Annotated in this window: 10 protein-coding genes; 2 read left to right on the forward strand and 8 right to left on the reverse strand. The window is 31.6% G+C overall.

Annotated elements, in window-relative coordinates; genetic code table 11:
* Positions 1-17 precede the first annotated feature (17 nt).
* Positions 18-1,508 carry a hypothetical protein gene (locus Q0891_RS14795; RefSeq protein ID WP_299102820.1) on the forward strand — a complete coding sequence of 497 codons (1,491 nt, stop codon included), beginning with the start codon at positions 18-20 and terminating at the stop codon, positions 1,506-1,508.
* Here the strand turns inward: Q0891_RS14795 and Q0891_RS14800 are convergent.
* The 7 genes from Q0891_RS14800 to Q0891_RS14830 form a co-directional block, all read right to left on the reverse strand.
* Positions 1,505-2,722 (reverse strand): folylpolyglutamate synthase/dihydrofolate synthase family protein, encoded by a 1,218-nt coding sequence (locus Q0891_RS14800; protein WP_299102822.1) that lies wholly within the window; start codon positions 2,720-2,722, stop codon positions 1,505-1,507. The genes Q0891_RS14795 and Q0891_RS14800 overlap by 4 nt on opposite strands.
* A gap of 3 nt (positions 2,723-2,725) precedes the next feature.
* Entirely contained in the window at positions 2,726-3,613 is an 888-nt protein-coding gene (locus Q0891_RS14805; RefSeq protein WP_299102824.1) for an energy transducer TonB, read from the reverse strand.
* An 87-nt stretch (positions 3,614-3,700) separates the two neighbouring features.
* Positions 3,701-4,093, reverse strand: a complete 393-nt coding sequence (locus tag Q0891_RS14810; RefSeq protein ID WP_299102826.1) for a biopolymer transporter ExbD — start codon at positions 4,091-4,093, stop codon at positions 3,701-3,703.
* 4 nt (positions 4,094-4,097) lie between these two features.
* On the reverse strand, positions 4,098-4,802 hold the full coding sequence (locus Q0891_RS14815; RefSeq protein WP_299102828.1) for a MotA/TolQ/ExbB proton channel family protein: 705 nt from the start codon (positions 4,800-4,802) through the stop codon (positions 4,098-4,100).
* A gap of 80 nt (positions 4,803-4,882) precedes the next feature.
* Positions 4,883-6,274 (reverse strand): sodium:proton antiporter NhaD, encoded by a 1,392-nt coding sequence (nhaD, locus tag Q0891_RS14820; RefSeq protein ID WP_299102830.1) that lies wholly within the window; start codon positions 6,272-6,274, stop codon positions 4,883-4,885.
* A gap of 6 nt (positions 6,275-6,280) precedes the next feature.
* Positions 6,281-7,507 carry a Glu/Leu/Phe/Val dehydrogenase dimerization domain-containing protein gene (locus tag Q0891_RS14825; RefSeq protein WP_299102848.1) on the reverse strand — a complete coding sequence of 409 codons (1,227 nt, stop codon included), beginning with the start codon at positions 7,505-7,507 and terminating at the stop codon, positions 6,281-6,283.
* Positions 7,508-7,567: 60 nt separating this feature from the next.
* Positions 7,568-8,641: an anhydro-N-acetylmuramic acid kinase gene (locus Q0891_RS14830; protein WP_299102832.1), complete on the reverse strand. Its 1,074-nt coding sequence runs from the start codon at positions 8,639-8,641 to the stop codon at positions 7,568-7,570.
* Positions 8,642-8,732: 91 nt separating this feature from the next.
* Here Q0891_RS14830 and Q0891_RS14835 point away from each other — a divergent pair, with 91 nt between their 5' ends.
* The gene (locus tag Q0891_RS14835; protein ID WP_299102834.1) at positions 8,733-9,875 is read left to right on the forward strand and encodes an acyl-CoA dehydrogenase; all 1,143 of its coding nucleotides are present in this window, start codon (positions 8,733-8,735) and stop codon (positions 9,873-9,875) included.
* 59 nt (positions 9,876-9,934) lie between these two features.
* On the opposite strand, the gene Q0891_RS14840 is transcribed toward Q0891_RS14835, so the two are convergent.
* A complete protein-coding gene (locus Q0891_RS14840; protein ID WP_299102836.1) occupies positions 9,935-12,370 on the reverse strand; it encodes a helix-turn-helix domain-containing protein in 2,436 nt (811 codons plus the stop codon).
* Between the last annotated feature and the right edge of the window lie 119 nt (positions 12,371-12,489).

Here is a 12,489-nt window from a genome sequence, read left to right on the forward strand (position 1 = left end):
TCTCAAACAAAAATCTATTGAAATATTACTCTTATATAGACGAATTCAGCCTGAATATTGAAGAACTCATTAGTTTATCTCCATATAAACTAAAAGAAATTATTGACAAGCTAAGCAAGCAAGACAAAAAATATAAAAAAGTAATAATTAACGGGCTAGAAGACGATACACTTAGATCATATCATGTAACCGTAGAAAAAAACCCTTGGTTAAAACATATGCTCTTCGAAAAATTTGATAAGCTCGAATTATCTCAAATCGAGCTTAATATAGAATACTTAAACTATTTGGGTGGTTTTAAATTTTTCATTGAACCATATCTACGACCTATCCTTCCCAATCTTATAAACCAATTAATTGAAAAAAATGAATTAAAACTTTTACTATATATTCTTAATCAAACCGATATATTTTCTAGCAATTGTGAAAAAGATGTTATTAGCATACTTAAGAGAAAAGTTAATAATGCTATAAATTATTTAGATCAAAATTCATTAAATAATTTAGATGAGAATATAAAATATATTAAAAATTATCGTTTTTACGAGACACTCAACTTGTATGAACCACATTTAAAGGTTGAACTCATTAAACTCTACGACAATATAATTGCAATCGTAACGCAATTTGATGTAGATGCAGACGATCCTATATTTAGATTTGTTTCTCAAGCTCAAGTCGCTTTTCAAAAAAGTCAGATTGACGATGTAGCTACAAAGTTATTCATCGATAACAATGCTGAAAACGCAAAGGATTATGCCTATAAAAATTCTTCTATAAAAGAAAAAAAGTCAAATAAACCTATATATCAACAATATGGTATCTATTTGGTTTTGGGAATAACTACTGTAATTGTTTTACTTTTTGCCATTACTTTTAAACGTGGACAAAGTTATCAGGAAGAACAAAATACATCTCAAACAGAATTGAACAGTAAAAAAAAGAAGAGAACTACGTACGATAATCGCATTCGATTTTATTATTCTCTAAAAAGAATAACTAAAAAAGGGCGTTCAAATAATATTTCAGTTGGTGCCACAGAAATTCAACCATTTTCTAATCCTTTCCCTAAAACATTCAAGCCTATGACTAACGACACAATGGCCTCTGAAAATATAAATGTACAAATAGCTAATGGAACAGGATTTGATTTAATAGTTTTTAAAATGATTGAAGGCCAAGATGAATCTATTTACATTCCAAAAGACAAAACACGATTTATCGCACTGAATCCTTTAGATTCATTACTTTTTTATAGTGGCAGCAACTTTGTATCCTCTAAATTTTCGAATTTTACACAGAATATGGTAATTTCTGACATTTATAAAGTAGGTAAAATTGAAAGTGCTCCGATTTCTACAATTAATATAACCGCAATAGACTCAATTAACAAGTTTAAAAGAAGGTTGATTTCCCGAAAAAATATCGAAGCAACTGAAAATATTACACTTAACAAATTGAGTATCGACAATTTATACAGAGCATATTATAATAAATATGTTAACTAAAGAACTTCAGCCACTACGAATGTACTGCCTCCAACATAAATTAAATCTTCTCTTTTAGCATTAGATTTTGCCATAGATAAAGCTTCCGAAACGCTATGAAATGAATCCCCTAATAATTGATATTTTGCAAATTCGAGTCTTAATAATTCAGCATCCAAACCACGTTGAACATTTGGTTTGCAGAAATAATATATGGCTGAAGAAGGAAGCAAAGGGACAATAGTACCCAAATCCTTATCGTTAACCACACCAAAAACAATATGAAGTTGATTATAATCTGTATTTTCAATTTGATTTAATACATACTTTAAACCTTCCTTATTATGAGCTGTATCACAAATAATCATAGGATTGTTATTTAGAACTTGCCATCTACCTTGTAATCCTGTGTTTTTTACAACCTTTCTAAGTCCAGTTTTTAAATTGCTATCAGAAATCTTAAGGCCTTTAGTCTTTAGAACTTCAACGGATTGTAAAACGGTCTTTATGTTGTGAATTTGATATGATCCTTTTAAGTCACTCTCTAAAACTCTCTTTATGTTTTGGTCTGCGAAATAAATATCAGATTGTGTCTCTTTTGCTTTACTTATAAATACAGTTTTGGTTTCGGAATGTGTTTCTCCAATAACTATTGGAATCTTGTTTTTAATAATTCCTGCCTTCTCTCCTGCTATTTCAGTGAGCGTATTTCCTAAAAACTGCGTGTGATCAATACCAATATTGGTAATAACCGATAATTCTGGAGTAATAATATTAGTTGAATCTAAACGACCACCTAAACCTACCTCAATAACAGCAATATCTACTTTTTGCTTAGCAAAATAATCAAACGCCATACCGACAGTCATTTCAAAAAAAGACAACTGATTTATTTCAATAAAAGGGCGATTCTGCTTTATAAAGTTAATTACAGCCAGTTTACTAATAACTTTACCATTTATACGAATGCGTTCTCTAAAATCCTTTAAATGTGGTGATGTGTATAAGCCAACTTTATAACCTGCTTCTTGTAAAACAGAAGCCAACATATGACTTGTAGATCCTTTACCATTAGTACCTCCTACATGTATGGACCTAAATAAAGCTTCAGGATGATTTAAGTGTTTTGCTAATTTAAGCGTGTTAGATAAGTCTTTTTTAAAGGCTGAGTTTCCTTTATTCTGATACATTGGAAGCTGTTGAAACATCCAATTTACAGTATGTTGATAGTTCATAGCTTATTGACCTACATCAAAATTAATACTTACAAAGCCAACTTGAGTTGTTGGTGCATCTGCATCAGATGGCCATTTATGTGACATTGCTATTTTCTTTGCTGGTGCAAGTAAACATGGATGTGTATTAGTAGAACCTTTAATACCTGGCTCTGCTTTTATTACTTTACCTTGTCTATTGACCTCTATCTTAACTACCACTAATCCATATTCATTACAATCTTGTTTGTAAATTTGTTTTGATGGTCTACCTCTACCACCTAAGCCATAACCAACGCCACCTTTTCCTGGTCCTGAACCTCCAAAATAACTTGGCGCATAAGGATCGCCATCTAACTGGCCTTTATTTCCACCTTGACTATCTGGTCCTTCACCTCCATCAGTATTACCCTCGGCATTTTTTACGCCTCCTATAAGATTATCTAGTTTACGCTTTTTCTCTGCTTCCTCTTTACGTTTCTTTTCTTCAGCTTCTCTTTTTTCGCGTTCCACACGTTCTGCTTCTGCTTTTATTTTAGCTTCTGCCTCTGCTTTCGCTTTTGCCTCTGCTTCTTTTTGCTTTTTTATAGCAATAGCTTCAGCATTTTCTTGTGTCATAACCTCTTCAGCTTTAGTTGAGGCTTCGGTTGGCGTAACTTGTGTTTCTTCTGGCACAGACTCTTCTACTACTTCTTCCTCTACAACTTTATCTTCAACTGCCTTTCTTGGCTCACTTAGCGGTTTATTTCCACTACCAAAATCAGTTGTTCCAAAGTTAACAGCAACACCATATTCTTCAGGTGGATCCATATACTGAGGACCAACAACAAACAATAACAAAAGTAAAATCAAAGTAATAAGTACTGTGATTCTTGCTGAATTACGTTCGTGTTTAGTCTCTAAATATTTCACTTTGTAGTTTATTTAATAGACCTACTAGGTTATATAAACCAAGAAGGTTATTGTTTGATAATATCAAACTTTCAAAAATGATGCCGTTTAATTTGGTTGAACAGCCAATATCACTTTAAATTTATTTCGGTTAGCGATATCCATCACTTTTACAACATTCTCTACAGGAACAGATTTTTCTGCTCTTAAAACAATGGTAGGCGCATCTTGATTAGACAGAATATCTAATAACCGCCTTTCTAAAATAGCTTCGCTCACTCTTTTTTGATCTATATAATAAGTCAAATCTTTCTTGATACTTACAGCTGTAGATTTCTTGTTTTCAGTTTTACCACTCGCCTTTGGTAATACAATATCAATAGCATTAGTACTTACCAATGTCGATGCTATCATAAAAAATATCAATAACAAGAATACAATGTCTGTCATTGACGCGAAATTGAACTCTGGTGTTATTTTATTTCGTCCTCTAATATTCATAAAATTAGATTGGTTCGTTTAAGTGATCTAAAAATTCAATTGAATTTGCTTCCATCTGGTAAACAACCTTATTAGTTTTACCCACGACATGGTTAAATGCTACGTAAGCAACTATACCAACAATTAATCCACCAACGGTTGTTGTCATCGCTGTATATAAACCACTTGCTAAAACATCCATTTGAATCGTTCCACCAGCGTTAGCTAATTCAAAAATAGAAATAATCATACCCACAACTGTTCCTAAAAACCCAATCATTGGTGCTACACCAGAAATGGTTGCTAATACATTAACGTTCTTCTCTAGATTATAAATTTCTAATCGACCTGCATTTTCAATCGCTGTATTAATATCATCTAAAGGTTTCCCAATTCTTGTAATACCTTTATTTATCAATCTTGAAACTGGTGAGTTTTGTTGCGCACACAACATTTGTGCTGAATCTATTTTTCCATTACTCACATGATCTTTAATCTGATTCATAAAGTTTGAATCTACCTTAGACGCAGCTTTAATAGCAAAAATTCGTTCAAAATAAATGTATATCGCTAATATTAATAGTAGAAATAAAATGAGAATAATAACTATTCCTGATGTTCCTCCACTGGTAATCAACTCAATTATAGATAATGTTTTTTCAACTGATTCGCCTGATTCTCCATCAGCCAAAACAGCAACTTCATCTTGAATAGCACTTAATGATATCATACTAATATGTTTATTTTTTTTAAGTTCTTCTTTTAATAACGTTAAGTTTTTAACTTAAGTATAATTGTATTATTTCAATATTAAAAAATGGCTCTTGTTACCATAAAAGCAGCAGCACCAGCTATAAAACCAACAAATGCCAACCAAGAGATCTTTTTAAGATACCAGAAAAAATCGATTTTCTCCATTCCCATTGCTACAACACCTGCCGCAGAACCAATGATTAACATACTTCCACCTGTACCAGCAGAATACGCTATAAAGTGCCATAACTCATTATCTAATGGCTCAGAGAACATACCTAAACTTGCAGCTACTAATGGTACGTTATCGATTACAGCTGAACCAACACCTAGTAATAGTACTACTAAATCGGAAACACCTTCATGATGAAACTCTGTTCCTAACATTGGCATTGTTTCTTGTAAAGAACCTGCAAAACCAAATAATATTCCTAAAGATTCTAAAGCAGCTACAGCCATTAAAATTCCTAAAAAGAATAAGATGCTTGGTAATTCAATTTTTGATAAAGAATGGTGAACAGGACTATGACTTGCATGCGCTGCATGCTCATCTGAACCAACTTCTGATATCGCGAATTTAGAATTACTGTAAACTTCTGCAAAAATAGCAACCACACCTAATGAAAGCATCATACCAACATAAGGAGGTAAATGTGTTACAACTTTAAATATTGGCACAAAAATAATTGCTCCTAATCCTAAAAATAACATTGTAGAACTAAATTTATTCTTTGGTTTACCATCTGACTCTTGTAACTCTAATGTTCCTTTAAAAGGTTTTAAGAATGAAGCGATAAAGGTTGGCACTACCATACACAATAATGAAGGAATAAATAGGTAAGCAAATAATTTACCTGTTGATACCTTATTACCAATCCAAAGCATTGTAGTTGTTACATCTCCAATTGGTGACCATGCTCCACCTGCATTTGCAGCAATAATAATTAAACCTGCATACCAAATTCTTACATCTCTTTCTTTTACAATTTTCTGTAAAATTGAAATTAAAACTATTGTAGCTGTAAGATTATCAATAATTGCAGAAAGTATAAATGCTAATATGGCAAACATCCATAATAACTTCTTTCGACTATTAAAGTTGACTGCATTTTTTATTGTAGAAAAACCATCAAAATAATCTATAATTTCAACAATTGTCATAGCTCCTAATAGAAACACGAGAATTTCGGCAGTTTTACCTAAATGATGTAATAAGGTTTCTTCCATTAAATGCATTTTTTCTTCATGCGGAAGCAACCCAAAATTATCCATTAAATTATGCTGAGCAGAATCAAACCATTGTGTAAAACCATCAATACCTAAAGATATCAATGCCCAACTTATAGCCATCATTACAAGAGCCGGAATTAACTTATCTATTTTAATATTATGCTCTAAAGTAATGGCCAAGTAGCCAAATACAAATACAAGAATTATTACTGTTTCCATAGTTTATTATATTAGTTGTCTAAGGGCAATTTCGAAAGCAGTTTCGCTAATGCCTATTTTTGTTGGGTTATTTTTATTTACTTCTATTAATGCTTTTCTTATCACTTTAGATGTATCATTAAAAATGGCTTCATCAGTCATTAGCACTTTTCTTTCCATAAAGTAAGCAAAAACTCTTGCCATTCCACAATTTGAAATAAAATCTGGGATTAAACTCACTTTTTGATCTGTGTGTTCCATGATAGAGCCGAAGAAAATTTCTTTGTCTGCAAAAGGTACATTAGCACCACAAGATATCACTTCTAAACCTGTTGCTATCATTTGATCTATTTGGCCTTGAGTAACTAATCTAGATGCCGCACATGGTGCAAATATTTCGGTTTGTAATGACCAAATTCTCTGATTTATTTCCTCAAAAGGAATTAAATTATCTGCTACAAGTGTATTTCCGTTTTTATTAAGGTAAAGATCAGTTATCTCTTTAAAAGAAAAACCATTTTCATTTATTAGACCACCAACTCTATCAATGATACCCACAACTTTAGCTCCCATTTGTGCAAAATAGAAAGCTGCAGCAGCACCAACATTACCAAACCCTTGCACCACAACACGTTTTCCTTTAATAGAATTTTCGTTAATATCGTAAAAATGCTTGGCTGCAATCGCGACACCATATCCAGTAATCATATCTGCAACAGTATATTTTCTACTGACATCTGGTGAATAATCTGGGTTTTCAATAACTTTAATTACACCTTGTCTTAATTGCCCAATTCTATTAATTTTATCTGCAATTGTAGGCTTAAAATGTCCTTCAAACACACCTTCTTGCGGATGCCAAACACCACTTTCTTCAGTGATTGGAATTACTTCATGTATTTCGTCTACATTTAAATCTCCTCCTGTACCATAATAACTTTTAAGTAAAGGCGATACAGCAGCATACCAACGCTCCAAAACTCCAGTTTTTCTTGGATCGTGCGGATCAAAGTTAATTCCAGATTTAGCACCTCCTATTGAAGGTCCAGAGACCGTAAATTTAACCTCCATTGTTTTGGCAAGTGATAAAACTTCATTTTTATCTAACCCTTTACGCATTCTAGTTCCACCACCAGCTGCACCTCCTCTAAGAGAATTAATTACTGTCCAGCCTTCAGCATCTGTTTCAGGATCATTCCAATGGAATACAATTTCGGGACTTTTATTTTCGTAGGTATGAAGAAGTTCTTTGATCAATTTTTTGAGTTTAATTTCGTGTAACAAATATAAAAAACTATCAACTCTTAATGTTAATTAAAATTGATTTTTAGGTATTAAAATTTTTCCAGAAGAATGGTCGTGACTTGCACCAGTGACACTGCTTAAACAATTGACTTCGTTTCTGTCTTTTAGAACGCCTAATAGACCGAAAATCAATGCTTCTTTAAATTCTACAATTTCATTATCAGGTATTATAATGTTTGATTTTGAATGATGTTTTATTCTGAGCATTAAAAAATCATTATAAACACCACCTCCTGTGACTAAAGCTTTTGAATTTTCTAGATTTAAAATTTTTGAAATTTGAAAAGCAATATGCTCAACAAACGTTCTTAAAACATCATTAAGTTGAAGTTTGAAAGAATCGATCAATGGAATTATATTTTCATGAACCCATTCTAGCCCTAAAGATTTAGGATGTTTTTCTGAATAGAATTGAAGTTGATTAAGTTGAGACAATAAGTTTTTGTGTATTTTTCCTGATGAAGCTAAATTTCCTTTATCATCATATTCTAAATCTAATTGCCCAACATAATGGTTTAAAACAATATTAACTGGGCAAATATCAAATGCAATTCTTTCATTATCGTCTTCGTACGAAACATTAGCAAAACCTCCCAAATTAAGGCAGAACTGATAATCATTAAACAACAATCTATCTCCAATAGGCACCAATGGAGCTCCTTGACCTCCCAATTCTACATCTTGAATTCTAAAATCACAAATCACTTCATGGTTTATTCTATCTGCTAATATTTGATTATTCCCTATTTGAAGGGTCAATTTATTTTCAGGTTGATGGAGTGCAGTATGGCCGTGAGAGGCAATAAAATCAATATCCTTAATCTTATTTTGTTCTATAAAATCTGAAATTACATGTGCTAAATATTCAGAATATTTTAAATCAATTTTCTGTAATTGTGCCATATTCATAGTCACAAGATTGCTTAGTGTTTTTTTCCAAACACTATTATACTTAACGGTTACAACATGGCTGATATTAAAACTCCAAAATTTATTAAATTTAAATTGAACAGCAATAATGTCAATACCATCTAATGAAGTGCCAGACATTAAGGCGAGAATTTTATAATTAGATTTTATCATATTAGTAAAAATAGTATTACTTATTGAAAATACGATAAGAAAAAATTATCTTTGCATGAATTTTTTATTAAATCAATAATTAAAATAGTTTATGGACTTTAGTTTAACAGAAGAGCATTTAATGATTCGTGATGCTGCCAGAGATTTTGCACAAACCGAATTACTTCCAGGTGTTATAAAACGAGATAATGCTCAAAAGTTCCCTGATTCCTTAGTTCGAAAAATGGGAGAACTAGGCTTTATGGGAATTATGGTAGATCCTAAGTATGGAGGGAGCGGAATGGATGCCATTTCTTATGTACTTATTATGGAAGAATTATCTAAGATTGATGCTTCAGCTTCTGTAATGGTCTCTGTAAATAATTCTTTGGTTTGTTATGGTTTAGAGGCTTTTGGTAATGAAGAACAAAAACAAAAGTATTTAACGAAGCTTGCAACAGGAGAAAGTATTGGTGCATTTTGTTTAAGTGAACCAGAAGCAGGAAGTGATGCTACTTCACAAAGAACAACTGCAATTGATAAAGGCGATCATTATATAATAAACGGGACCAAAAACTGGATTACAAATGGAGGTCGCGCTGAATTTTATTTAGTAATAGCGCAAACTGACAAGCATAAAGGTTCGCATGGGATTAATGCTTTTATAGTTGAAAAAGGGACTCCAGGATTTGATATTGGCCCTAAAGAAGATAAATTAGGAATTAGGGGAAGTGATACTCATACGTTGCAATTTAATGATGTAAAAGTGCCTAAAGAAAATAGAATTGGCGAAGATGGCTCAGGGTTTTTATTTGCTATGAAGACACTTTCTGGAGGACGAATAGGTATAGCTGCTCAAGCTTTAGGTATAGCTGCAGGTGCTTATGAGTTAGCTTTAAAATACTCAAAAGAACGAAAAGCCTTTGGCACTGAAATTTGTAATCATCAAGCCATTGCTTTTAAGTTAGCAGATATGCATACAGAAATTGAAGCTGCAAGAATGTTAGTAATGAAGGCTGCTTGGGATAAAGATCAAGGAAATAATTATGACATGTCTAGCGCTATGGCAAAACTATACGCAAGTAAGGTTGCCATGGAACAAACTGTAGAGGCAGTACAGATTCATGGAGGAAATGGTTTTGTTAAAGAATACCATGTTGAACGTTTAATGCGCGACGCCAAAATAACGCAAATCTATGAAGGAACTTCAGAGATACAAAAAATTGTTATATCAAGAAGTCTTATAAAAGGCTAGTATCGATAAGTAATTATTATTGCAAAAAAAAAGACTTCAATTTAAATTTGAAGTCTTTTTTAGTTTTTTGATAATTCATCTAATACTATACGTAATTCTCCATAAGAAAATTTATCATCTAGTTGATGCTTTAAGTCTGAAAGATTCTCGAAGGTTTTACTAGGAATAGATGACATTAATTCTGAATAATGAGCTTTAGACATTAAGTCCGTAATGTTAACTTCTCCAGATGTTATGAAATTTGCTAAATGCCCAAAAACTGTATTAGTGTTTAACTCTCGCTCTAGCGCAATTTGATCAATAGACTTACCTGATTTAAACAAATCTAAAGATACTTTTTTGGTATCACCTTTCTGTTTTTTGGGTTTTTCTTCTTTAAAAACCAACTCTTGATTTTTAGTTTCAATATCATTTTCATCGCAGTAGCTAATAATCACTTTTAGAATTTCTTTACCGTATTTAGAAATTCTGGTTTTACCCATACCATGAATCTGTGACAACTCTTGTTCATTAACAGGAAGTAATTCACACATTGCATACAAAGACTTTTGAGTAAAAACTTGAAAGTGAACTAAATCCTCACGCGTTGCAATTTGATTTCTTAATTCCCTAAGGAGTTCAAACAATTCTATATTTGATGTGCCATCGATTACCATTTTGCGTTTCTTCTTTAGTTTCTCTTTTCCTAAAAAGACAGATTTTGCCCTTAATGATAAAAACTTTTCAGTTTCAAAACCATTTGATAGTCCCATAAAAAACAAAATTTTTGTTTCTACCAATTGATCTAAAGTATCTAAGTGTTTAATTATATCCTTATCAATAGTTTTGTTATCTGTAGAATAATTTACACTTTTAAGAGGTAATTCAATGACAGAATTAGTTTGTTCCTTAAAGTAGTTTAATGCTTTATTAAAACGATTTTGTAATACTAAATTTAATTCAGGTTCTTCTTCAGGCTCAATTAAAGTTTTTAATTGAATCTTGAAGCTATTGGCAATCTTAAGTAAATTAGCGATGCAAGTTTTAATAGTTAAAAGAGGTTCTTCTATAGTCCCTTCAATACTTCCTCGATTTTTGTAATAAATGTCTAATAATCGATTTATTGGGTATAGAAATTCATAAAAATTAAACACCTCAGAAATTAATTTTAATTGATATTGATGTTCAGATTCTTTTAAAGTTGTTACATCAGGCTGGTTTGCTTCAGAATCCTTATTAAAAGAAATGACATTTTGATCACTAATTATTTGAGTAGCATCAATCTTACTTTTAAGGACTAATCCCTCCAACGATTTACAACGACTTAAAGCAACATAAGTCTGACCATGTGCAAATGCACCTTCTGCATCAATTATCGCTTTATCAAATGTTAATCCTTGACTCTTATGTATAGTTATTGACCATGCCAAGCGTAATGGAATTTGCGAATAACTGCCAATCTTATCTTCGGAAATTGCCTTTGTTTCAGAATCTACATTGTATTTGATATTTTCCCATGTTTCTAGTTTAGTGATAATATTAAAATCATCATCAGGACATTTAACTATTACTTCATCCTTTTCTAATAAAATAACCTTACCAATTTTCCCATTGAAATAACGTTTATCAGTTGAACTATCATTCTTAATAAACATTACCTGTGCTCCTACTTTTAATACTAATTCAGATTTGTTAGGATAAGAATGCTCTGGAAAATTACCTTGAACATTTGCTTTATAAATAAATTCTCGCCCACTTAACTTATCCAATTCTAATATATTTGTTTGTCTTGCCTTACTATTATGTGTTGTCAGAGAAATATATCCATCGTTTTTATGAGGTTCAAAATCGGGAATAAACCGTTTATTTAATTCTTTAGCGGATTGAACAGTTAGTGCATTATTTCTAATTTCATTTAAAATATTAATAAATAAAGGGTTATCTTGTCTATATATATGCTTTAATTCTATAATTAAAGGATTGCAATTTTGATATGCTATACTACTGAAGAAATATATGTTACTATAAAAAGGTTGAAGAATCCTCCATTCATTTTCCTTTATTACTGGGGAAAGTTGCTGAAGATCACCAATCATTAATAACTGAACACCACCAAATACTTTACTCTTATCTTTAAAGCGTCTCAGGGTTTTATCTATACTATCGAGCAAATCCGCTCTTACCATACTTATTTCATCTATAACCAATAAATCAAGAGACTTTATAATATCAATCTTAGTCTTACTAAATTTTCTATTGAATCCAGATGCTGTAGCTAAATTATCTTCGGGTAATATTGGTCCGAATGGCATTTGAAAAAAAGAATGTATTGTAACACCATTAGCGTTGATTGCCGCAACACCAGTAGGTGCAACTACTACCATTCTTTTATTAATATGTGATTTTAATTTATGTAGAAACGTAGTCTTACCCGTTCCGGCTTTACCAGTCAAAAAGATATTCCTATCGGTTTTAGTTAAAAAATCCCACGCTAAATCTAATTCTCTATTTATCATTAAGTAAAATCTTAAAATAAGTAAATGAAGGTATTAAAATTTTCAGATTAAAAAAAACGAAAAAACCCTTACTAAATAAATAGTAAGGGTTTTACAATACCGATATATCGGTAAAAAAG

The organism is uncultured Winogradskyella sp. (genome assembly GCF_947498005.1).
Lineage (GTDB): Bacteria > Bacteroidota > Bacteroidia > Flavobacteriales > Flavobacteriaceae > Winogradskyella.

Bases quoted from the DNA above. Each gene is read 5' to 3' on its own strand.
- Q0891_RS14800 (WP_299102822.1), bottom strand. From the start codon at position 2,722: ATGAACTATCAACATACTGTAAATTGGATGTTTCAACAGCTTCCAATG.
- Q0891_RS14810 (WP_299102826.1), bottom strand. From the start codon at position 4,093: ATGAATATTAGAGGACGAAATAAAATAACACCAGAGTTCAATTTCGCG.
- Q0891_RS14815 (WP_299102828.1), bottom strand. From the start codon at position 4,802: ATGATATCATTAAGTGCTATTCAAGATGAAGTTGCTGTTTTGGCTGAT.
- nhaD (WP_299102830.1), bottom strand. From the start codon at position 6,274: ATGGAAACAGTAATAATTCTTGTATTTGTATTTGGCTACTTGGCCATT.
- Q0891_RS14830 (WP_299102832.1), bottom strand. From the start codon at position 8,641: ATGATAAAATCTAATTATAAAATTCTCGCCTTAATGTCTGGCACTTCA.
- Q0891_RS14835 (WP_299102834.1), top strand. From the start codon at position 8,733: ATGGACTTTAGTTTAACAGAAGAGCATTTAATGATTCGTGATGCTGCC.
- Q0891_RS14840 (WP_299102836.1), bottom strand. From the start codon at position 12,370: ATGATAAATAGAGAATTAGATTTAGCGTGGGATTTTTTAACTAAAACC.